The sequence below is a fragment of the Clostridium prolinivorans genome, assembly GCF_004011155.1.
GTDB classification, from domain to species: Bacteria; Bacillota; Clostridia; order Clostridiales; family Clostridiaceae; genus Clostridium_AT; species Clostridium_AT prolinivorans.
Genome location: NZ_RJWG01000005.1, coordinates 45,407 through 69,245, shown reverse-complemented (window position 1 = coordinate 69,245; position 23,839 = coordinate 45,407). Strand labels below are relative to the sequence as shown.

Sequence of the window (23,839 nt, the reverse complement as noted above, 5' to 3'; positions counted from 1 at the left end):
AAAATATAAATACTAGTCTTTATATTATCATTATATATAGTTTATAATATAAGTTATAGTTTTTAAAAAAGTTCATTTTTGTGGATGTAAGAAAGGATGTAAAAATTGAATAAGGATATATTAAAATTTTGCAATAATAATGAATATATGAATGATATACTTAAACTTTTTACAGAAGATTTTTTCTTTGAATATAATGAATTTTCTCCAAAAGAGAAACGAATTATAGTAAAAGCGATACCTTATTTTTACAGAATATGGTATTATTCTTCTTTTGTAGATAACACTCCATTGTCTCCTTCAAATTTCGCAAATCTTCAAGTTCAAGATAAATTTGGGGATAAATTTAGAGTAGTTCCAATAATTAATCCCATTTATAAAAACAGAACTTTAAAGGAATTTAAATATGAATATAAATTATTTACTATTGATAACCATCCTGTTTTAGAAGACATTAAGTTATTTTTAGAATATTGTTCTCCAGATGTAGGCATAGATGAGTCAGGATTACTTTTAGAAGAAGAAAGAAATAAAATAATTAATAAATTAACTTTTAAAGAAATATTTTATGTAACTTTTTTAACTAATATTGCCTATGAACTTAATTTAATAAAAAAAATGCCTTCAATTGGTACATATAGAGCTATGCAAAATTTAAATAATGTTAAGAAATTTTTCAGCCTTTCTAAAATAGAACAATTAAAAAAAATAGTAGATGCAATAATTTCTAATGCCTCAAAAATTTTATTGCAATCTTTTAATTTTGATAGAAGTACTTTTTCAAAGAAAGCTTTATTTGAATTGTTTAATAATTCTCAAAATCTTAATGAATATAGTTATAAAATATTTAAAAAATTTAATATTGATATTGATATAACATCTTTAAGTGAATTACTTTTTAAACCTATAAGTGAAAGCGAAATATATAAAATACCTGAAGAAAGATTTTTTGGCATTGCTTTAAGTGTAGAGTTTTCATTTATTATGGATGCTTATTTATTGACTCCGCTTGGGCACTATTTACAATTTATACAGCCTATTTATAATAATAGATTTGATTTTTTGTTTAGTTTTGAACAGCTTATTCAGGCAGATATTTCTAACATTCCTTTGATTAAGCTTTATTTTATTATGGCAAATGGATTTGATATAACTTCTTTAGGTAAAGAAGTATTATTAGATGGAAATAGCCCTAAAAACGAATTTCAAAGGCTTATAGGTACAATTGATTTTAAAAATATTTATGAAGAAATTATAAACTATGTTGAACCTGAAGTAAGTATAGATGATTTTGAAGATGATTATGCAGAGGTTTTAAACTTTGAAGATTTTAAAGCATTAAAAAAAGAAATTGAAAATGCACACAAAAAAGAGTAAATTAGATTTGTACTATGTGATATAATAATAAAGTTGAAAATTGCAGCATTATATATAGAAAAACTTATGATAATTTGGTGGTGGGTAAAATGAAAAAAGGATTTGATCATGAAAAATATCTTAAAGAACAATCAAAATATATATTAGAGAGAGTTAATAATTATGACAAGCTTTATATTGAATTTGGAGGTAAGCTTCTTTTTGACATGCATGCTAAAAGAGTATTACCTGGATTTGATGAAAATGCTAAAATAAAGGTACTTCATGAACTTAAAGACAAGCTTGAGGTAATTATTTGCGTTTATGCAGGAGATATAGAAAGAAATAAGATAAGAGGAGATTTTGGAATAACCTATGATATGGATGTTTTAAGGCTTATAGACGACTTAAGAGAATATGACCTTGATATAAATAGTGTAGTTATAACAAGGTATAATGGGCAGCCTGCTACTAATGTTTTTATAAATAAACTTGAACGAAGAGGGATTAAGGTATATAAGCATAAAGCTATTGAAGGGTATCCAACAGATGTGGACAATATTGTAAGTGATAAAGGTTATGGCTCAAACCCATATATTGAAACAACAAAACCTATAGTAGTAGTAACTGCTCCAGGACCAGGCAGCGGAAAATTAGCTACTTGTTTAAGTCAGCTTTATCATGAATATAAAAGAGGCAAAGTTGCAGGATATTCAAAATTTGAAACATTCCCAGTTTGGAATATTCCTTTAAAGCATCCTTTAAATATAGCTTATGAAGCAGCTACAGTAGACCTTAAAGATGTTAATATGATTGATTCTTTTCATCTTGATGCATATAATGAATTAGCTGTAAATTATAATCGCGATATAGAAACTTTTCCGGTTCTTAAAAGAATTATAGAAAAAATAACAGGTAAAGAATCTATATATAAATCACCAACTGATATGGGAGTTAATAGAGTTGGTTTTGGAATTATTGATGATGAAGTTGTTAAAGAGGCTTCAAAACAAGAAATTATAAGAAGATATTTCGAAACAGCATGTGAATATAAAAAAGGATATGTTGATTTAGAAACTTTTCAAAGAATTAAAATTATTATGGAAGAACTTAAACTTAAGCCAGAAGATAGAAAGGTTGTTATACCTGCAAGAGAACGTGCATCTAAATTAAAAGGAGAAATTAATGGAAGTGAAGTGTGTTCTGTTGTAGCTCTTGAATTAGAAGATGGTACTATTTTAACAGGTAAAAGCTCAGATGTTATGAATGCAACTGCGGCTGTAATTTTAAATGCTGTTAAATATCTTGCTAATATAGATGATGATATTTATCTTATATCACCATTAATACTTGAGCCTATTATAAATTTAAAATCACAAAATTTAAAAAGTAAGAGTACAGCATTAAACTGTGAAGAAATTTTGATTGCACTTAGCATATGTGCTGCTACAAATCCCATAGCAGAAGTAGCACTTCAAAAACTTCCACTGTTAAAAGGATGTCAAGCACATTCAACTACAATATTAAGCAGATCAGATGAAGAAATATTTAGAAGACTTGATATAGATGTTACTAGTGATGCTCAATATCCTTCAGAAAATCTTTATTATATAAATTAAGAATAAATAGAAAGAGATGATTAAACAAATTTAATTATATATTTAAATTTGCTTAATCACCTTTAATTTATATTTAAATATATGAATTAATTAATAATTGATTTGAATTATAATGGAAGCCAGTTTAAAACGTTTTGAATATTTTTATCCCAGTAATCCCATGTATGACTTCCAGGTCCTTCAATATATGTATAATCAAAATCAGTTTTTACTATAAAATTCTTAAAATTTTGATTATTTTCATATAGAAAGTCTTCAGTGCCGCAGCATTGAAAAAGTTTTGGCTTAATTGAACCTGAATTTATTAAATTTTGAGCTAAATAAAATAAATCATGTTCACTATTAGGTACAGAATCTAACTCGCCAAAAATATTATATAATTCATTATTACTTATAATATCATCACTTTTTACGCGGCTATTTATATCTAAAACTCCAGAAAGACTTGCTGCAGCAGCATATTTTTCAGGACAGCTTAAAGCTATTTTAAAAGCACCATATCCTCCCATAGATAATCCTGCAATAAAATTATCTTCTCTTTTTTCAGAAAGAGGGAAAAATTGCCTTGCTATATTAGGAAGTTCTTCTGATATAAATGTAAAATAATTATATCCATGCTTCATATTTGTATAAAAACTTCTTCCAGCGTTTGGCATTACAACAGCAATTCCCAGTTCAGAAACATATCTTTCAATAGAAGTTCGCCTTTGCCAAATAGTATGATCATCAGATAGTCCATGAAGTAAATATAAAGTTGGATATTTTTCCTTTTTTATAGAACCTTTCATTCCAATTTGAGAAATTGTATTTTGAGGCAGTATTACACACATTGAAGTTGAAAAACCTAATACTTCAGAAAAAAAATCACAATGAATTAAAGCCATGATTATTATCTCCTTTAAAATTATAGATTTTCTTCAATTATATCATATTAATAGAAAAAAGTGGATAATAATAGCGGCTTATTAAAGAAAACTTTAAAATTAACGATTATATTATAAATATAGAGAAATATAAAGAAAAAATAAGATTACAGAATTTAATAATATATATAAAGCTTTAAAGATGTAAGGCAAATGTATTAGGATAAAAATGATAAAAAAGTTATTTGCAATATGGTATTGTATAACTTATAATAATTTTATTAATATTGCATTTTGTGTTTCAGAATACAAAATGTATTAAATATGAGGGGGATAAAAATGTATTATTTATTACTTATTTTATTGTTTTTAAAACCTAGTATTAAAAAAGAAGATTTACAAGAACAAATTATAAGGGGAATTTTAGGAGGGATAATATCATTTTTTGTGTTTTATATTTGTAAATACGATAAAAGTATTTCTTTTATTTTTTCTATGCTTTATATTCCAATTATTATTCAAATTATATTTTATACTATATCAAGCGAGAAAAACAAATATAAGAATAAATCTAAATCTAAATCTTTCTTTGTACCAGTTATGATTTTATTTTTTATTTTAAGTATATTATATAATACTCTGCCTTATATAACAGGTAATGCTAAAAAACTTGCACAAATGGTACCAGTTAAAGAAAGTACAGAAAAAATTTCTCAAATAGATGCTGAACATGTCATTATTATATCACCAGAAACAGCTTATTATGAAATGCAGAAAATGCTTGGAACACTTCCTAATCCTAGTGTTTATAAAGTAGGTGAACTTGGAATAACTATGGCTAAAGGAGAGGCTTTTTATGTAGCACCAATTGAGGTAGATGGATTTTTTAGATCACTTACAAATAAAGAAATACCTGGAGTTATGGTTGTTTCAGCAGAAAAGCAGGAAGAGGCAAAAATTATTAATATGCCTATTAATAAAGCAGAATCTTTATCTTTTGGGCATAATCTTTATAGGGCACTTAGAAGAGCTAAACCTGGAGCAATACTGTTTCAAGCAAATGCTGAACTTGATGAAGAAGGAAATCCTTATTATGTAGGAAGTTATGGACATTATAAATATGGACGTAAAGGTGCAGTTGTTGATGGTGTACTTTTAGTGTCTTTTAAGGATGGAAAAATTACTGATTATAGTAAAGATAAAGCTCCTGAATGGGTAGATGAAGTTTATCCTTCTGATATTTCTGAAGATTATAATAGATATTTTGGTACACTTTCTAAAGGATTTTTCAATAAAATTTTTGCAAAGATAGGAGTTCATGTACCTACAAATTGGGTTTCTCAAACAAGTATAGGAGGACTTGATGTAAATTCTACTGAAGTTACTGGAGTCATAGATAGTGATGGAAGAATGAAGTGGTTTACTGACCATACAAATACATCAGAAAATTCAACAACTATGACAGGATATACTCTTATGGATATGAGAAATGGAGATATGATTTATTATAAAACATCAGGATATATAAATGGCAAAGGAGCTATGAATGCTGTAGATAAAACTATAGGAGCTAATAAAGCAAATTGGACTCCTGTACAGCCTTTGTTTTATAATATTTTCGGTGCTGAAGCATGGGTAGTTCCAGTGGTAAATAAAACTGATGGAGCTTTAGTAAAGGTAGGGATAGTTTCTGCTAAAAATAGTTATGTAGTGCTTGAAGATAATAAAACTGCAGCCCTTGATTCATTTAAAAATGCTATTGCTTATGGCAAAATAAATGAAGTAGGAGATAAAAATGCAAATAGTATTAAAGCTGAGGAAAAGACTATTACAGGAAAAGTTTCAAGAATAAATGCAATAACTGAAGACGGAAATACAATTTTTTATCTTAAACTTGATGGATTAGAAACTATTTATATGGTAAATAAATCTGCCGGAGTTGATATAGTTTTAACTAAAGAAGGAGATATGGTTGAAATAAAATATTTAGATATTAAAGATAATAACATAGTTTCAACAACAAGTTTTAAAAATAATAATATAAAATAAAAAAGAATATTTACAGTTAAAATAAAATTAGAGGAAATCATATCCTCTAATTTTACTTTTTTATAGTATTATTAACTCACAATAAGCTTTAAATTAATTTCTACTATACAATTTATAGTGTTTTTAAATTTCTATTATATTATATATAATGGTCAATATTTAATAAAAGACATTTTGTGAGTTAATAATAGTTATTTTGAATAATGAACTATTATTTTATAATTTTAATGTATATAATATTATTTACTTATTTCAGCAATTTCTTTTAATATTTTTTCTCCTCCTTGTGCGTTCCATTTATTAACAAAATCATCGAAAGAATCTATAGGAGCAGTACCCATAATTATTTTAGCGAAAGTTTCTTTTTCTAGTTTTTGAAGATTAGACCATCTGGAAGTCATAGTATCTGTTTGACCGTAATAAAGGCTATATACTTCTTTAATGTTCTTTTCTGTTGAAAGAGGTCTATCTCCAACCATGATAGATACAAGACGAGGTAGATTGCTAGATACAAGATCACTCTTTAAATCCCAATTATTTATAGAATAATCATCTAGTGGTTCTTTTTTAAGTTTTTTAATTGCTTCCATATCTCCTTTAAGAAGTTTATGAGTACTAAAATCTACATCTTCAATAGTAGTTTCACCTTTCATGTATTTATTAAGTATATTATAAGAGGATTCAAGTTCATCTACATTATCAAATACAGCGAATAAAGGATAAGCAGCTCCTGTACCTGTATTTTTACTTAAGCCGTTTTCTATCCATTTTGCTTCATCTCTTAAAAGAAGATTAATAACTTTTACAGCAGCTTCAGGGTTTTTACAATTTTTATTTACAACTAAGAAATTAGTAGCTGGAGAAGATAAATGAACATAGTAATTTCCATCTTCAGCTCTTGGAGATGCATAAGCTTGCCAATCTGGAGCAGGATTTTGCTTATAAACATCAGCAATGTTATAACCTTCCCACCAAGGCCCGAAGAATATACCAGCTTTACCATCAAGAACTGGCTGCATGCTGTCATCACGTACTAGTAATTCTTTATCAATTAATCCTTCTTTATACATATTTGATAATGCTTCTAAAGCTTTTTTTGTTTCAGGTTGAGTAGAACCATATACAACTTTACCGTTACTGTCTTTTAACCAGTAACCTGGATAAGATTGATGTGCACTAAAAATAGGATCTAGTCCAAATTGATTACCATCTGTTCCTGCTAAAGTACCAGATTTAGCTGGGCCAACAATACCTATTGTGTCTTTTTTACCATTCCCGTCTGGATCTTGTTCAACAAAAGCTTTAGCAGTAGCTTTTAATTCTTCCATATTTGTAGGAACCTTTAAATTTAATTTTTTTAACCAATCTTGACGAATCCACATTTCATTAAAACCATTTGCCTTTGGAGAAGTAGCAGGAATACCCATAATTTTACCGTCTCTCTCTGTTAGTTTTTTTAGAGATTCTCCGCCGCTATTATAAAAACTTTTAAGTAAATCACAAGCATAATCATTATATACACTTGTTAAATCTGCAATTTGATCAAATTTAAGCATAGCATTAAATTTTGTAGTATCTACAATAACAGCATCTGGCAGATTGTTTGATGAAATTGCCAAGCTGATTTTTTGATCCCAATCACCAGGTGCACAAATCCAATCAAATTTAATATCAATGTTTAAATTCTTTTTAATTTCATCAATATATCCATTTTTTTCAATGGATTGTCCTTCATCAAATTTTACATTAGGATCAAGGGTACGAACAAGTCTTAAGGTAACAGGTTCATTATATTTACCAAATGGACCTGGTTCGGAAGATGTTTTTTTAGAAACTGTATTTTGCACATCTTTTGTATCAGCTTTATTACATGAAGTCAAAGTTGCAGCTAGCATAGTTAAAGTTAAAAAAGAAGTTAAAAGTTTTGTTTTTTTCATTTATTATCCCCCTCATTAAACATATTTTAATATATTTTATTTGCACAAATAATTATGCAATTAAAATCAAGGCAAATTTTATATAAATTATTCTTTTACGGAACCTAAAGTAATTCCAGTTATAAAGTATTTTTGTAAGAATGGATAAATTGCTAAAACTGGTATCATAGCTATAAATATTTTAGCTGCGTTTAAAGATTTATTATTAAGCTGTGATGCAAGTTTAATCTGTTCTACATCCATGGTGTTAAAATCTAAATTTACAACTAATTGCTGTATATAAGTTTGCAATGGATAATTTGATTGTTTAGTATTTAAAACTAGCCCTTGAAAGAACTCATTCCAATGTCCAACTATAGTAAACAAAGTAATAGTTGCAATTACTGGTCCTGAAAGAGGAATAAATATTTGGATAAAAGTACGCCAAGGACCTGCGCCATCTATATATGCTGCTTCTTCTAATGCTGAAGGTATATTTTTGAAAAAGTTTATTACTAATATAACATTAAATATTGGAAGACTTCCTGAAAGAACCAATCCCCATATATTGTCAATTAAACCATAACTTCGGACTGTTAAGTACCAAGGTATTGTACCGCCATTAAATAGCATACAGAATATTAATATCCACATATAAACATTACGATGAGGTAATTGTTTAGATGTTTTAGACAAAGGATAAGCCATTAATAAAGTAGTTCCAACACTTACTATTGTGCCAAGTACAACTCTTTTTATTGATACCCAAAAGGATACGAAAAAAGCTGATTCACTAAGTATTTTGCTGTAAGATAGAAGATTAAATCCTACTGGCCAAAATGTAACAGCACCAGCATTAACGGCTGATTTTTCACTAAGTGAAACCATTAAAATGTACCAAAGAGGTACTAGGCATAAAAGAGAAATTGAAATTAGTAAAACTATGTTTACAACGTTAAATATTTTAGAAGATAAAGATTTATTTTCAACCAAAGAATTCACCCCCCGTTTTAGATTTTAAAAAATCTTATATCCAGTAAACTTATCTGCAAGTATATAGCTTAGTATAATAAGTATAAAGCTCACAACAGATTTTAAAAGACCAACTGCAGTAGCAAGGCTAAACTGTAAATCTACAAGACCTGCACGATATACCCATGTATCAATAATATCTCCAGTTGAATAAACTAAAGGATTATATAAATTATAAATTTGATCAAATCCAGCATTAAGAACATTACCAAGTGAAAGAATTGCCAAAAGTATTATAGTAGTTTTTATTCCAGGTAAAGTAACATGTAATAGTCTTTTAAATCTTCCAGCACCATCAATAGCTGCAGCTTCATGAAGTGCGGGATCAATTCCTGTTAAAGCTGCAAGATAAATAACTGCATTATATCCAAAGCATTTCCATATATCAGAACCTATTACTAAAGGCCTAAATAAATCTGGCCTACCAAAAAATACAATAGGTTTCATTCCCAAAGATGTTAGTAAATTATTAATTGGACCTGTTACTCCAAAAATGTTTAAAACAATATTTGCTAAAATAACCCAAGATAAGAAATAAGGTAAATATACTATGGTTTGAATAGGTCTAACTAATTTTTTTACAGTTAATTCGTTAAGAAGTAATGCAAAAATTAATGGTATTATTAAATTTCCTATTAATTTACCTACTGCTATAACTACTGTATTAATAAATACCTGCTTAATATCATTCATACTGAACATATATTTAAAATTTTCTAAACCTACAAATGGGGATTTGAAAATTCCTAAACTTGGGTTAAAATCTTGAAATGCCATTATAACTCCAAACATAGGTACTATACTAAATAGTATCAGCCAAATATAACCAGGGGCCATCATTATCCAATAATGTTTTATATTTTTTTTATTATACATTTATTAATTTTCTCCTTTCTATATAAGTTTAATTAAATTACAGTTATGTTTTCGTTTACATTTAAAGTATAACATCATTAAATTTTTGTACATATAGATATATGTTGTTTAATTATTGGTATTTTGTTATATAATTAGGTTAATATTGATAGATTATATAAAAATAGCACTAATGTTTTTGATTTTGAGAATATTAAACATGATGGTATTGGTTATATTTATTAATTTAAAGTTTAATGTTAAAGTCTAGGAAAATAATAATCCTCCCTGGTCAAATAAAAGATATTCCCTTATCGGATTATTATTTTCCTAGACTAAATATTAAAAATGGTGTTAAAGTCTAGTAAAAATAATAATCCTCCCTGGTCAAATAAAAGATATTCCCTTATCGTATTATTATTTTCTTAGACTAAGTATTAAAAATGGTGTTAAAGTCTAGTAAAAATAATAATCCTCCCTGGTCAAATAAAAGATATTTTCTTATCGTATTATTATTTTCTTAGACTAAGTATTAAAATGGTGTTAAAGTGTAGTAAAAATAATAATCCTCCCTGGCTAAATAAAATATATCAGCTGGTAGGATTATTATTTTTACTATATTAAATTTTAAAATTTAATGGTAAAGTTGTTTTTTATATTCCCCAGGAGTGGTTCCTGTTAATTCATAAAAGACTCTTATAAAATAATTAACATCTTCATAGCCTATATCATGTGCAATATCGGATACTAAAGCATCTTTTTTTACAAGCAAAGTTTTGGCATATCTTATACGTTCTCTGCGTATGAACTCTTTAAATGACATTCCAGTATATTTTTTAAAATTAATAGAAAAATAACTTCTGCTAAGGTTTATGATTTGAGCAGTCTTTTCTGTACTAAGTGAACTTTTTAAATTTTCTTTTATATAAATTACAGCTTTAAGTATACAAAGCTGAATTTTATCAAGATTAGTTTCTTTAGAAGCTTTTTTATATAATGATTCTCTAAATGAAATAAGCCACTTAAAGAAATCATCAATATTTTCATATTCAGGAATATTTTTTTTAATGCTAACTATATTTTTTTCAGCTTCACTGGTTAAATGAAGTAATACTTGTGCTACTCTCCAAATAGAAACATTAATTTCTTTTGTACGATAAATAAGTTCTTCAAAAATGTCATCATCGTAAATCCAATACATTTCATTCCATTTTTTAACAAGATACTGCCATTTATTTTCATCAAAATTATTTTTAGGAGGAATAGTATTTGAAGAAGGTTTTAAAATATTTTCTTTATAATTAAAATTAATATTTCTTCTTAGCATAATGTTTTCAACTTTTTCACTTATTCGTTTAAGAAGTTCATCACAATTTGTGCTTTCCATTTCTAATTTAGAAATATAATCTATAGCTCCAATTCTTAAAGCTGCTTGTACATAATGAAAATCTTCATGAAATGTTAATACAACAAAAAGTAAATTTGGATTAATAATATGACTTTTTTCCATTAAAGAAATTCCATCCATAACTGGCATAGACAAATCTACGAATAATAAATCTACTGGTGTTTTTTGTAAAAATTCTAATGCTTTTTCACCATTTTGTGCTTCTCCTGCAACTACCATTCCATATTTTTCCCATGGCATCATTGAAATAATTCCTTGCCGTGCTAGCCTATCATCATCTACAATTAATACTTTGTACATATTTATAAAACCTCCTTTAGTAATGCATTTTAATGTTAATAAATTAAATAATTTATTTTTCATAATAAATTGGCATAATCAAAGTTACTTTAGTTCCATGGCTTAATTCACTTTCAATAGTAATTTTAGCTTTATCTTTATAAAACGACTCTAGCATATAACATACATATTTAAGCCCAATTCCGCCCAGTGTATTATCTTTTTCAGATTTTTTATCAAGAGCTTGTTTAATATTATTAAGTTCATCAGCACTAAGACCTTTTCCGTTATCTTCAAATGTAATTATTATAATATTATCTTTATCTAAATGGGATATGGAAATATTTAAACAGCCAGATTCTCCAAGTCCATGTTGTATAGCATTTTCTGCAATAGGCTGTAAAATCATCCGTGCTGTAGGTGTGTCAAGATAATCTCCTTCTTCTATGTTTACTTTTACTTGAAAGTCGTATCGCATTTTTTGTAATTTAAGATAAGATTTAAGTATTTTAATTTCTGTCCTTATAGTAGCTTGTTTATCTACTTTGTTTAGACTATAAGCTAAAATATAATTTAACTCTTTTGTAAAAATCTCAATTTCAGTTTGGCTTTGCATTTTTGCAAGCCAGTGAATAGAGTGAAGTGTATTCATTAAAAAATGTGGATTAATCTGATGATAAATTTTTTCAATTTCTAGTTGATGTTTTTCTTGTGCTACTTTTTCTACATCTAATAAGAGATTCTGTATTCTGTGTTTCATAATATCAAATTGCTTAAAAAGTTCATCATATTCCATTACACCAGTAGAAATAGAAACAGCTTTTAAATCACCTTTGCCCAATTTTTTCATTTCTTTTGAAAATATAAATAGTGGTGTATAAATAAGACGATATAAAGCAATAAATGAAAAACCAAATAAGAATAAGGATATAAATAATATTCCTATAACATTCCTAATCCATATATAAAATTCGTGATTGTAGTCTTTAGCAGGCAATAATAATACATTTGTATATCCAGTATTAGAAGGAACCCTTACACCTACATATTTTTCATATTTACCGAAGTAACCGTTTCCTATTTTGCTTTCATTATTTAATTGAAAAACTTTACCTAAAGTAAAATCGTTTGTACTGGAAAATTTTATTTTGTTATTATAATCTAATTGCAAAAGAATATAATTCATATTCTGTGATTTTGAAAGTGCATCTATAATTTCTTTTGATTCTATTTTAGATTCTATATAAATTATAAGTTCTTTTCCGTTAGACATATTAATTTTACGGGATATTGAAAGAACATCCCATGTAGAAAGTCCCATAGCAATAGATTTATGTATAGAATGATAATAAATGCTGCCATTTTGTTTTAAAACATTAATATTTTGAGGTAAAAAATTATCCTTAGAAGCAAAATTATAAAAATAAGTACAGTTATTTGATGGATCAAAATACGCTCTATAAACGATATCACTATTGGCAAAAGTAATTTTAACTAAACTATCTAAAATTTGCTGACTTATTAAGTATTTATCAAAAGTTGAGTCTTCTTGAAAATAATTTTCAAGTAATGAACCAACAGTACCTTCAGGAGACATTTGCTGTGAAATTTGTATCATATTAAGATAGCTTTCAGTCATTGTATAAGTAATTTGTTCTAAATCAGATACCATTGAAGATTTTAGTTTATTTTTTTCAATAGAATGAATTGTATAATAAGATGCTAAAGACAGTAATAATAAAATTATAGAAGTTTCAATAACTAAAATAAAAATCAGCCTTTGATGTAGGGTCTTAAACTTAAAATAATTAAAGGAAGATTTTATATTATAAAATTTCACGATATTTCCTCCATGTAATTTAAATATTATAAAAATAATATTATAGTATTATTAACTCACAATAAGCTTTAAATTAATTTCTACTATACAATTTATAGTGTTTTTAAATTTCTATTATATTATATATAATGGTCAATATTTAATAAAAGACATTTTGTGAGATAATCATATTATTTGATAAAATTAAGATAAACTATATATACATAAGATTAGTAAAACAAATTAAATAAGGTTAAAAATTAACCTTATTCAATTTGTTTTAAAAGTGTTTTCATAACTTTGCTTAATTTTGTTTTACCTAATTCTTCATGAGATATAGCAATAACTAATTTTATATCGTTATCTGATTTATCCCATTTGTAAGATTTAATATCTAATATAGCGTCTTTTGGTATAAATTCTTCTATATCTGAGGCTAATTCTTCTGCTAAATTAAGATATTCTAAAAAAAGGTCATCTTCGCTGATTTTGTCTTTAGAATTGTTTAATATATTCATATTTTCTGATATTATGCTATTTAATTTATCTATACTTATGCTAAGATTAAAAGCAAGCACATCGTCTCTCTTTGATCCTTTGCTCATATCTTTAATTACTTTAAATTCTGAGTTTTTTTCTATAATTTCTTTCATTTCTTTACTGTCAATAATTTGATTACCAAATAATACGTACATTTTTGTTTACCCCTTTTATAGAATTAAAATTAATAGAGTTTATATAAATTATTATAAATTATTATCTAGCATTATAAAACACTTTTCAAGAAGAAAGAATAAGTGATTTACTTTTTACTAATTTAAGTGGTTATGGATATGGAGATATAGGCAGAGATATTTTATATAACATAAAAAAGCACAGCAGATAAATATCTATTGTGCCTTTGCACTAAAAGTTAATTTTAATATAATTATAATATAGGTAGTCTGCCTAATTCTTTAGTACCCCATATATATTTAGAATATTCTCTAATAGTATTGTCGCTTGAAAAAATTCCAGAATGAGCTATATTAGTTATAGACATTTCCAGCCATTTAGATTTTTGAGTATATAATTCATTTGCTTTTTCGTGGGCTTTTGAATATGCATCAAAATCTTTAAGAACAAAGTATTCATCATTAAACATTAAAAGTGATTCATATATGTTTTTAAATTCAGAACGAGAAGGAGCCAAAGTGCCATCTATAAGTTGATTTAAAAGTTTATTTATTCTCATATCGTTGTTGTAAACATCCCAGGAAGAATATCCTCCGTATTTATTATAGCTTAATACTTCATTTGCTTTAAGCCCGAAAATTATAATATTATCTTCTCCTACAGCTTCTTTTATTTCGATGTTTGCTCCATCTAAGGTAGCAACGGTTATAGCTCCGTTCATCATAAATTTCATATTTCCTGTTCCTGAAGCTTCCTTTGTAGCTGTTGATATTTGTTCACTTATATCAGCACAAGGAATTATTTTTTCAGCTAAAGAAACACTATAATTTTCAAGAAATATTACTTTTAACTTTCCATTTATACTTGGGTCGTTATTAATTTTATCTGCTACACTGTTTATAAGTTTTATTGTTTGCTTTGCAAGATGATAGCTAGGAGAAGCTTTTGCTCCAAAGAAAAATGTTCTTGGAAATATATCTAAATTAGGATTTTCTTTAAGAGTATTATAAAGATACATTATATGAAGTATATTCAAAAGCTGCCTTTTATAAGCATGAAGTCTTTTTACCTGTACATCAAATATAGAGTTTGGATCTAAAATTATTCCATATTTATTTTTTACCATATTTGAAAAATCAATTTTATTATTTCTTTTAATGTCATCAATTTTGTCTTTAAAAGAACTATCATATTTAAAAGAATCTAGATGAATAAGCTCTTTAGGAGATTTAATCCAATTTGTTCCTATTGTTTCATTGATAAGGGAAGCAAGCCTTGGATTAGCTTTTAAAAGCCATCTTCTATGAGTTATTCCGTTAGTTTTATTGTTAAACTTTTCAGGATAAAAGTCATAAAAATTTGATAATTCTCTATGCTTTAATATTTCAGTGTGAAGTTTAGCAACACCATTGACAGAATGACTGCCTACTATAGCAAGATATGCCATATTAATAACTCCATTATTAATAATAGACATACTGTTTATTTTATTCCACTGATTAGGATATTTATAAGCTAATTCTTCACAAAATCTTCTATTTATTTCTTCTATAATCATATAAATTCTTGGCAGAAGTTCTCTAAACATATCTACAGGCCATTTTTCAAGTGCTTCTGCTAAAATAGTATGGTTAGTATAGGCCATAGTATTAGTTGTAATATACCAAGCATCTTCCCAAGATAAAAGTTCTTCATCTACCAGAATTCTCATAAGTTCGGCTACAGCCACAGAAGGATGAGTATCATTTATGTGAATTGCTATATATTTATGAAAGTCTTTTATTGGAAGCTTGCATTTTTTGTATCTTCTAACTATGCTCTGAAGCCCTGCACTTACAAAAAAGTATTCTTGTTTAAGTCTTAAAAGTCTTCCTTCTTTGTTACTGTCATCAGGGTATAAAACCTGAGATATAGATTCTACTGAGGCTCTATAAGCTTGTGCCCTTACATAATCACCTTGACTAAAAGTTGAAAAATCAAAATCTTGTTCTACTGGCTCTGCACTCCAAAGTCTTAAAGTATTTATAGTGTTATTATCGTAACCTATAATAGGAGTATCATATGGAATTGCACGTACTGTTTCATAATCTTTATGAATAAATGTAAGTCTTTGATTTTCATAAGTTGTTATAATTTTACCATAAAATTTAACATCTACAGCTTTATCTTCTTTTCTTATTTCCCAAACGTTACCTTCTCTAAGCCAATTATCTGGTATTTCAACTTGATATCCATTGACTATCTTTTGCTGAAAAAGACCATATTTATATCTAATTCCACATCCATGACCAGGTATTGAAAGAGAGGCCATAGAGTCTAAAAAACAGGCAGCAAGCCTTCCAAGACCTCCATTTCCAAGTCCTGCATCATTTTCTACTTCTTCAAGCTCAGATAAATCTATACCAAGTTCTTTAAGACCTTCAGCACATACATCTCTAATTCCAAGATTTAAAAGATTGCTTCCAAGAAGTCTTCCAATTAAAAATTCCATGGAAAAGTAATAAACTTGTTTTTCTTTATTTTCTTTATAGCATTTATTTGTATTTAGCCAATTTTTTGATACATAATCTCTTACTAAGCCGCCAAGTGCAAAATATTTATGAAGTTTTGAGGCATCATCTATTTCTTCTGCAAATGTATTTAATAGCTTTTCTTTATAGTCTGATTTAAATTTTTCTTTGCTTAAATTCATGCAAATTTACCTCCTCAAATATACAGTAGACAGCAAGGAAACTGCTGTCTACTTACAAATTTATAACATGGAAGAATAAAGTTTTTTATATTCTATGGCGGATTTTTTCCAGCTATTATCTTCTAACATAGCTTTTTTCACTAAATTATTCCAAGTTTTTTTATCATTATAAAAGCTTAATGCTCTTTTTATAGTATATAGCATGTCATGTGCGTTATAATTTTTAAATGAAAAACCATTACCTTCTTTAGTATATTCATCATAAGCTTTAACTGTGTCTTTTAGACCTCCAGTTTCACGAACTATAGGAATACTTCCATATCTTAAAGCTAAAAGCTGACCTATGCCGCAAGGCTCAAATAAAGATGGCATAAGGAACATATCTGAAGAAGCATAAATCTTTTTAGCTAATGTATTACTAAATGTTATGTTAGCAGATAATTTTGAAGGATAAATTCCAGAATAATATCTAAACATTTCTTCATATTTTCTGTCTCCAGTACCTAATACTACAAGCTGTAGATTTAAATTTAAAATCTCTTCAATAACATGAGATACAAGATCTAATCCCTTTTGAGAAGTAAGTCTTGTAACCATACCAATCATTGGTATAGACTCATCCTTTGAAATATTAAGTTCTTCTTGAAGCTTAACTTTATTTTTCAATTTAAGAGATATATTATTATAATCATAGTTATAGAAAAGTTCTTTATCTTTTTCAGGGTTAAATATTTCAGTATCAATTCCGTTTACTATACCACTTAAATCCTTACTCCTAATTTGCAGGAGACCATGAAGACCTTCGCCATAAAATGAAGTTTTTATTTCTTCGGCATAACTTTTACTTACAGTTGTTATTTTGTCTGAAAAATTTAAGCCCCCTTTCATAAATGAAACTCCATCATAGTATTTGAGCATATCTTCTCTAAAATAATCATCATCAAAACTTAATAAATCCCCTAAAATATCTTTTGAAAAAATACCCTGATATTTTAAATTATGGACAGTATATACGATTTTTATATCATTAAATCTAGGTTTATTTTTAAAATGTTCTCTCATAATAGGTGCAATCATTCCAGTATGCCAATCATTAAGATGAATTATATCAGGAGTAAAATCTATCATATAATTTACGGATTCTAAAACAGCTCTGTCAAAGAAGGCAAATCTTTCACTGTCATCATCATAACCATAAGGATTATCTCTTTTAAAATAATATTCATTGTCTATAAAATAAAATGGTATGCCGTCATATTCTAAGTATTGAAGACCACCATATTGATTTCTCCAACCTACAGGTACATTAAATGTAGCTAAAGTAAGCATGTTATTTTTTAATTCTTCTTTTATACCTAAATATTTAGGTATAATAACTCTTACATCTAATCCTAATTTTCTAAGAGCCTTTGGAAGAGCATAAGCAACATCCCCAAGTCCTCCTGTTTTTATAAAAGGATCTGCTTCTGAAGCAACAAATAATATTTTCATTACAATTGTCCTCCTTCTAAATTTTAATCAAATATTCCTTTTTTTTCTATAACAAGAGGAAAATCTAAATCACCTTTTAGTTCTTTGCCTTCCTCAATAATACAATTTTTATCAATTATAACATTAATTAATTTAGCTCCAGATTTAATTTCACAGTTTTGCATTATAATGCAGTTCTTTATTTCAGCATCTTTGTGTATTTTAACTCTTCTAAATATTATGCTGTTTTCTATATTTCCTTCGATAATGCATCCATTTGCAATTAAACAATTAGATACTTTTGAACCTTCAATATATTTTGTAGGAGGTTCATCCTGAGTTTTAGTATAAATAAGACCATTTCTAAAAAATAATTCACTGCTTATATTTAAGTCTAAAAGATTCATATTTGCGTTATAGTAAGAATTTATACAATTAATACAATCAAGATGACCTGTAAATTCATAGGCATTTACTTGTAAAAAATCAAGTTTTCTATATATAGCTTCTTTAAGGGAAGCATAATAACCAGTTTTTATACATTCAATGATTAAATTAATAAGTGTTTTCTTTTTCGTTATAAACATTTCCATAGATATGTTACATTCATTTTCAATACCTATATTTTTACCAACACTTAATACACTGTTATTTTTATCTATGTTAAGAGTGCTGCAATCAATAAAATTGACTCTTCCATCATTAATTTTCTTATATATTACAGTTATATCAGCATCAGAAGCTTCATGATATGCAGCAGCAGCTTTATAGTCTATATTACAAATCATATTAGAAGATGCTAAGATAGCATAATCTTCTTTACTTTTATAAAAATATTCTATATTGTTTTTTAATGTTTCTATTTCACTCATATGATTTTTTTGTTCAAAATTAAAAACAAACATTCCATTTAGTTTTCTATCTAGATCCCATGGCTTGCCAGAACCAAGATGATCCATAAGAGAACGGGTTTTTCCATCTGTAAATATTCCTATATTTGTAATTCCTGAATTTACCATATTAGATAATACGAAATCTATTATTCTATATCTTCCACCAAAAGGTATCGAGGCTAAAGGCCTATTTTTAGCAAGTCTGTGTATTCTTTTTTCATCTTCATTAAGCATTAATATTCCCATATAATTTTTAAGCATAGTACCCCTCCTTAATCAACTATTTGTCCTTCGCCAACAACTGTAATATTTGTGCCGTCACCAAGATTTATATTGTCTCCTATTATTACATCGCTTCCTATAATAGCTTTATTGATAGTAGAATTAGATTTAATTTTAGTATTTGACATTACAACAGAATCAACTATTTTACTTCCTTCTGAAACATGAACTCCAGGGAATAATATAGAATTTATAACATCTCCATAAACTTCGCAGCCATCAGATATGAGAGAGTTAATAACTTTCGAATTTTTACCAATATGCTGTGGAGGAAGAGTAGGACTTACAGTATATATCTTCCATGATTTATCATGAATATTAAGCTCATTGTTTTCATTTAATAAATCCATGTTTGCTTCCCATAGACTTTCTATTGTACCTACATCTTTCCAATATCCTTTAAAAGGATAGGCAAACATTCTTTTTCCTGCTTCAAGCATACTTGGAATTACATTTTTACCAAAGTCATTTTTAGAATTTTTATCATTTTCATCTTTTATAAGAAATTGTCTTAATACATCCCAATTAAATATATAAATTCCCATTGATGCAAGAGTGCTTTTTGGATTTTTAGGTTTTTCTTCAAATTCGTATATCTCATAGTTTTCTTTTGCATTCATTATTCCAAATCTGCTAGCTTCTTTTAAAGAAACATTAAGAACTGCTATTGTTGCATCTGCATTTTTTTCTTTATGAAATTCTAACATCTTTGAATAATCCATTTTATATATATGATCACCAGATAATATTAATACATATTCAGGATTGTATCTGTCTATATAGTTCATGTTTTGATATATGGCGTTTGCAGTACCTTTATACCAATCTGCGCCATTATCTCTCATATAAGGAGGTAATATACTTACTCCTCCTGTGTGCCTATCTAAATCCCAAGGAGTACCTATGCCAATATGGGTGTTTAAAATAAAAGGCTGATATTGTGTAAGAACCCCTACAGTATCTATACCTGAATTTGAGCAATTGCTAAGTGGAAAATCAATAATTCTATACTTCCCGCCAAAAGGTACAGCAGGTTTAGCTATTCCTTTTGTGAGTATCCCAAGTCTGGTGCCTTGTCCTCCCGCTAGTATCATTGCAATCATTTCTTTCTTTTGAATACTCATTTTTATCCCCCTTAAAGTTATAATTTTATTAAATCAAAATGCTATTTAATTTTAATAGCTTTTGATGGAAGCTTTATTTTATATTTATAATGTGGTTTTATAAAAATTGTAGCTAAAGGTGGTATAGTGATTTCTATATGATAAGGCTGATTGTGCCAATTTTCTATATGAGGTTTTATAACATCTTTATTTAAAACATTAGAACCACCAAAAGCTTCATTGTCACTATTAAATATTTCTTTATAATGAACAAAACTTGGTACACCTATTTTATAATTATGATATACAACTGGTGTAAAATTACAAATAACTATAATAAAATCTTTTTTTTCTTTACCTATACGCATAAAAGATATTATGCTTTGCTCAAAATTTTGATGATCTATCCATTGGAAACCTTCATAACTGTGATCTACTTCCCATAAAGCTTTTTCTTTTTTATAAAGAGAATTTATCTCTTTAAAATATAAATTAAGAGATTTATGCATTGGATAATCTAAAAGTGTCCAATCTAAGCTATGAGTATAACGCCATTCTAAAAATTGCCCTATTTCTGCTCCCATAAATAAAAGTTTTTTACCAGGATGAGACATCATATATCCATAGAAAAGTCTTAAATTTGCAAATTTCTGCCAATAATCTCCAGGCATTTTATCTAAAAGAGATTTTTTACCATGTACAACTTCATCATGAGAAAGAGGAAGTATAAAATTCTCTGAAAATGCATACATAAGCGAAAAAGTTATTAAATTATGGTGATATTTTCTGTAAATTGGATCCATTTGCATATATTTAAGCATGTCATTCATCCAACCCATATTCCATTTATAGTTAAAACCTACACCATTTAAATAAGTAGGTGCTGTTATGTATGGGAAACAACTGGAATCTTCAGCTATCATAAGTACATTAGGGAAATATCTAAATACAGTTTTATTTAATGTTTTTAGGAAATCAATAGCATCTAAATTTTCATTTCCACCAAATTTATTTTTTATAGACATTCCTTCTTTTTTACCATAGTTTAAGTAAAGCATATTAGCTACTGCATCTACTCTTATGCCGTCTATATGATATACATCAAACCAAAATAGAGCATTATTTATTAGAAAATGACGTACCTCTTTTTTGCTTAAATCAAAGTTAGCAGTTCCCCAATCAAAATTTTCAGCTAAAATAGGATTATCGTATTCATAAAGAGGTGTACCATCAAATCTATATAAACCATGAGAATCTTTACAAAAATGTCCAGGAACCCAGTCTATCAAAACACCTATATTGTTTTGATGAAATTTGTCTACAAAATACATAAAATCTTCTGGTGTACCGTATCTGCTTGTAACTGAATAATATCCTGTGCTTTGATATCCCCAGGAAGCATCAAGAGGATGTTCTGTAACAGGTAGTATTTCTATGTGTGTATAACCCATATCTATAACATATTCTACTAATTCGTCAGCTATGTCTTTATAATTTTTAAAATTATCTTCATCATCTTTATTTTCATCTCTTTTCCAAGAACCTAAATGCACCTCATATATATTTAAAGCTTTGTCATAAAGAGGGGTTGTACTTCTTTTAAATATAAATTCTTCGTCGTGCCAGGTATATTTATCAAGAGATACTATTTTTGAGGCTGTGTTTGGCCTAAGTTCAGAATAAAAAGCATAAGGGTCTGATTTTAAAAATTTTTTATTATCTAAAGTTATGATTTCGTATTTATATATGTCACCGCATTTTAAATTAGGTATAAATAAAGTCCAAATTCCAGAACTTTTTATTTTTTTCATTTTGTGTAACGAGCCTGTCCAATTATTAAAATCACCAACAACGCTTACATATTTTGCATTAGGAGCCCAAAGGGTAAATCTAACTCCAGAAATACCATTTATTGTTTTTAAATGGCTTCCAAAAATATTATAGGTTCTAAATTTTTTTATTTTATTTGAATTTAATATAACTTTTTTTGCATATTTAGGCTTATTCATAAGTTCACCCTTTCTTTATAATTATAAACAGAATAAAAATAGTAAATTTAAATAAAATTGTAAAAACATTACAATTTTATTCGTTTTAGTAAGCATTTGTCAAGTGTATTATAAAAAATTAAACCATTACAAAAATTTTAATATAGTGTTTTTTACTAAAAAAGGCAGAACAATAATTGTTCTGCCTAATTCAGCTGTCAAATAACCTAAGTCAAAACTCTATGGTTTTTTATTCCTTAACAACATATTACAGTTTTTTTTGTAAAACGTCAACAATATAATGCTTAATTAGCATATAATTTTAAATATTTGAAATTATTTTAATTATATCATTTACATACTATTATTAAAAATATTATAAATTAAAACTTTAATATAATCTGTATTTTTGCAATTTATTTATTAATTTTATTTATCATAAATATTTTTATTGAAATCCAATTAATAACTATAATTATCTCACCAAAAGTTTTTTGTTAAATATTGACCGCTATATATAGATATAATAGAAATTTAAAAGCACTATAAATTGTATAGTGCAAATTAATTTACAGCTTATTGTGGCTAAATTATAATTGATATTAAAACATTTAATTTTACTAATAATTTTACTAAAAAAGAATAAAATAATTTAGTGCAAGGTAAAATAATATCTATGATACAATAATTTAACAATTATATTTTAACTAGCTATTTACACTTTGGAAAGATATTGATAAAATATAATTAGTATTAATTGATATTAAATGTTAGGGAGGAAAAAATTATGAAAAAATATGTTTGTATAGCTTGTGGATATATATATGACCCAGAGCTAGGAGATCCAGATAATGGTGTAAATCCTGGAACTGCTTGGGAAGATGTACCAGAAGATTGGGTTTGTCCACTTTGTGGAGTTGGAAAAGATCAATTCGAAGAAGCTGAATAATATTAAAAATAATATATAAAATTTAAACAGGCAAGAGAATTTAGATAAGAGAATTAATGCATCCCCATTAAATAAACTTCAAAATATCTAGCTGATGAGTAGTTATATGTACTCATCAGCTAGTGTTTTTACTGCCAATTCCTATTTTTTTTATTAAAAGGAGCATTATTATTAGGGATTTTTTCTCTAATAATATTTTTATTATCAAGAATTCTTGCTCTTTGATGTTTAACTATTGTTCTATCTGTTAATATTCCAAGACCAAAACAAATAATACATATAAGTACGAATAGAACTGTTTTTTTTAACTTAGGGTTAATACTTTTTATTTTATTTTTTAAAGCAGTGTGTATTTTGGGTTTACTTTTGCTTGGCGAAGAAGCATTTGAAAAATTATTATTAATTTTACCTGGGTTTTTAGAAGATTCATTAAAATCTTTTGGTGCATCTATATTTAAAGAATTTGTATCATTAGTAAGAATAATATTTTTATCATCAGTATTTTCAAAAGTATTCTCAAACTGTTGTTTTTCATTTTCAAAATTCATATTTTATCATCTCCTAACTTTAAATATTTATTTTAGTTATATA

The 23,839-nt window shown here is 27.0% G+C and carries 17 protein-coding genes and 1 pseudogene; 5 read left to right on the top strand and 13 right to left on the bottom strand.

The window, feature by feature from the left end:
- The first annotated feature begins 105 nt into the window (after positions 1-105).
- Together EGD97_RS06515 and EGD97_RS06510 are read left to right on the top strand one after the other, a co-directional pair.
- The gene (locus EGD97_RS06515; protein WP_127836836.1) at positions 106-1,377 is read left to right on the top strand and encodes a hypothetical protein; all 1,272 of its coding nucleotides are present in this window, start codon (positions 106-108) and stop codon (positions 1,375-1,377) included.
- Positions 1,378-1,466: 89 nt separating this feature from the next.
- Positions 1,467-2,975 carry a DUF1846 domain-containing protein gene (locus EGD97_RS06510; protein ID WP_078681803.1) on the top strand — a complete coding sequence of 503 codons (1,509 nt, stop codon included), beginning with the start codon at positions 1,467-1,469 and terminating at the stop codon, positions 2,973-2,975.
- Between the two features lie 107 nt (positions 2,976-3,082).
- Here EGD97_RS06510 and EGD97_RS06505 read toward each other — a convergent pair whose 3' ends face one another.
- Positions 3,083-3,859: an alpha/beta hydrolase gene (locus EGD97_RS06505; RefSeq protein WP_078681802.1), complete on the bottom strand. Its 777-nt coding sequence runs from the start codon at positions 3,857-3,859 to the stop codon at positions 3,083-3,085.
- A 318-nt stretch (positions 3,860-4,177) separates the two neighbouring features.
- Between EGD97_RS06505 and EGD97_RS06500 the strand changes: the two genes are divergently transcribed.
- Positions 4,178-5,887, top strand: coding sequence for a hypothetical protein (locus EGD97_RS06500; RefSeq protein WP_078681801.1), 1,710 nt, complete (start codon positions 4,178-4,180; stop codon positions 5,885-5,887).
- Between the two features lie 239 nt (positions 5,888-6,126).
- On the opposite strand, the gene EGD97_RS06495 is transcribed toward EGD97_RS06500, so the two are convergent.
- The 6 genes from EGD97_RS06495 to EGD97_RS06470 all read right to left on the bottom strand — a co-directional run bounded on the left by EGD97_RS06495 (position 6,127) and on the right by EGD97_RS06470 (position 13,891).
- Positions 6,127-7,824, bottom strand: coding sequence for an extracellular solute-binding protein (locus EGD97_RS06495; protein WP_078681800.1), 1,698 nt, complete (start codon positions 7,822-7,824; stop codon positions 6,127-6,129).
- 87 nt (positions 7,825-7,911) lie between these two features.
- Positions 7,912-8,805 carry a carbohydrate ABC transporter permease gene (locus EGD97_RS06490; RefSeq protein WP_228201977.1) on the bottom strand — a complete coding sequence of 298 codons (894 nt, stop codon included), beginning with the start codon at positions 8,803-8,805 and terminating at the stop codon, positions 7,912-7,914.
- A gap of 15 nt (positions 8,806-8,820) precedes the next feature.
- Positions 8,821-9,711, bottom strand: coding sequence for an ABC transporter permease (locus tag EGD97_RS06485; protein ID WP_078681799.1), 891 nt, complete (start codon positions 9,709-9,711; stop codon positions 8,821-8,823).
- Positions 9,712-10,324: 613 nt separating this feature from the next.
- Complete coding sequence (locus EGD97_RS06480; protein WP_164850168.1) at positions 10,325-11,398, bottom strand: response regulator transcription factor; 1,074 nt, start codon at positions 11,396-11,398, stop codon at positions 10,325-10,327.
- A 52-nt stretch (positions 11,399-11,450) separates the two neighbouring features.
- Positions 11,451-13,217, bottom strand: a complete 1,767-nt coding sequence (locus EGD97_RS06475; RefSeq protein ID WP_127836835.1) for a sensor histidine kinase — start codon at positions 13,215-13,217, stop codon at positions 11,451-11,453.
- Between the two features lie 245 nt (positions 13,218-13,462).
- A complete protein-coding gene (locus tag EGD97_RS06470) occupies positions 13,463-13,891 on the bottom strand; it encodes a hypothetical protein (RefSeq protein WP_078681796.1) in 429 nt (142 codons plus the stop codon).
- 83 nt (positions 13,892-13,974) lie between these two features.
- Here EGD97_RS06470 and EGD97_RS06465 point away from each other — a divergent pair.
- Positions 13,975-14,055: pseudogene (locus tag EGD97_RS06465) on the top strand (methionine gamma-lyase family protein); the annotation flags it as partial.
- Between the two features lie 69 nt (positions 14,056-14,124).
- Here EGD97_RS06465 and EGD97_RS06460 read toward each other — a convergent pair.
- From EGD97_RS06460 to glgB, 5 genes are read right to left on the bottom strand one after another with little or no spacing between them, the layout of a single operon-like run.
- Positions 14,125-16,563 (bottom strand): glycogen/starch/alpha-glucan phosphorylase, encoded by a 2,439-nt coding sequence (locus tag EGD97_RS06460; RefSeq protein ID WP_078681795.1) that lies wholly within the window; start codon positions 16,561-16,563, stop codon positions 14,125-14,127.
- Between the two features lie 60 nt (positions 16,564-16,623).
- Positions 16,624-18,054: a glycogen synthase GlgA gene (glgA, locus tag EGD97_RS06455; RefSeq protein ID WP_078681794.1), complete on the bottom strand. Its 1,431-nt coding sequence runs from the start codon at positions 18,052-18,054 to the stop codon at positions 16,624-16,626.
- Positions 18,055-18,077: 23 nt separating this feature from the next.
- A complete protein-coding gene (gene glgD, locus EGD97_RS06450; protein WP_127836834.1) occupies positions 18,078-19,187 on the bottom strand; it encodes a glucose-1-phosphate adenylyltransferase subunit GlgD in 1,110 nt (369 codons plus the stop codon).
- A gap of 11 nt (positions 19,188-19,198) precedes the next feature.
- A complete protein-coding gene (locus tag EGD97_RS06445) occupies positions 19,199-20,326 on the bottom strand; it encodes a glucose-1-phosphate adenylyltransferase (protein ID WP_078681981.1) in 1,128 nt (375 codons plus the stop codon).
- A gap of 47 nt (positions 20,327-20,373) precedes the next feature.
- Positions 20,374-22,320 carry a 1,4-alpha-glucan branching protein GlgB gene (gene glgB, locus EGD97_RS06440; protein WP_078681792.1) on the bottom strand — a complete coding sequence of 649 codons (1,947 nt, stop codon included), beginning with the start codon at positions 22,318-22,320 and terminating at the stop codon, positions 20,374-20,376.
- A 766-nt stretch (positions 22,321-23,086) separates the two neighbouring features.
- Here glgB and rd point away from each other — a divergent pair.
- Entirely contained in the window at positions 23,087-23,248 is a 162-nt protein-coding gene (rd, locus tag EGD97_RS06435) for a rubredoxin (protein WP_078681791.1), read from the top strand.
- 128 nt (positions 23,249-23,376) lie between these two features.
- Here the strand turns inward: rd and EGD97_RS06430 are convergent, their stop codons facing one another.
- A complete protein-coding gene (locus tag EGD97_RS06430; protein ID WP_078681790.1) occupies positions 23,377-23,796 on the bottom strand; it encodes a hypothetical protein in 420 nt (139 codons plus the stop codon).
- Positions 23,797-23,839 lie beyond the last annotated feature (43 nt).

Bases quoted from the DNA above. Each gene is read 5' to 3' on its own strand.
- EGD97_RS06510 (WP_078681803.1), top strand. From the start codon at position 1,467: ATGAAAAAAGGATTTGATCATGAAAAATATCTTAAAGAACAATCAAAA.
- EGD97_RS06505 (WP_078681802.1), bottom strand. From the start codon at position 3,859: ATGGCTTTAATTCATTGTGATTTTTTTTCTGAAGTATTAGGTTTTTCA.
- EGD97_RS06500 (WP_078681801.1), top strand. From the start codon at position 4,178: ATGTATTATTTATTACTTATTTTATTGTTTTTAAAACCTAGTATTAAA.
- EGD97_RS06495 (WP_078681800.1), bottom strand. From the start codon at position 7,824: ATGAAAAAAACAAAACTTTTAACTTCTTTTTTAACTTTAACTATGCTA.
- EGD97_RS06485 (WP_078681799.1), bottom strand. From the start codon at position 9,711: ATGTATAATAAAAAAAATATAAAACATTATTGGATAATGATGGCCCCT.
- EGD97_RS06480 (WP_164850168.1), bottom strand. From the start codon at position 11,398: ATGTACAAAGTATTAATTGTAGATGATGATAGGCTAGCACGGCAAGGA.
- EGD97_RS06470 (WP_078681796.1), bottom strand. From the start codon at position 13,891: ATGTACGTATTATTTGGTAATCAAATTATTGACAGTAAAGAAATGAAA.
- EGD97_RS06460 (WP_078681795.1), bottom strand. From the start codon at position 16,563: ATGAATTTAAGCAAAGAAAAATTTAAATCAGACTATAAAGAAAAGCTA.
- glgA (WP_078681794.1), bottom strand. From the start codon at position 18,054: ATGAAAATATTATTTGTTGCTTCAGAAGCAGATCCTTTTATAAAAACA.
- glgD (WP_127836834.1), bottom strand. From the start codon at position 19,187: ATGCTTAAAAATTATATGGGAATATTAATGCTTAATGAAGATGAAAAA.
- glgB (WP_078681792.1), bottom strand. From the start codon at position 22,320: ATGAATAAGCCTAAATATGCAAAAAAAGTTATATTAAATTCAAATAAA.
- rd (WP_078681791.1), top strand. From the start codon at position 23,087: ATGAAAAAATATGTTTGTATAGCTTGTGGATATATATATGACCCAGAG.
- EGD97_RS06430 (WP_078681790.1), bottom strand. From the start codon at position 23,796: ATGAATTTTGAAAATGAAAAACAACAGTTTGAGAATACTTTTGAAAAT.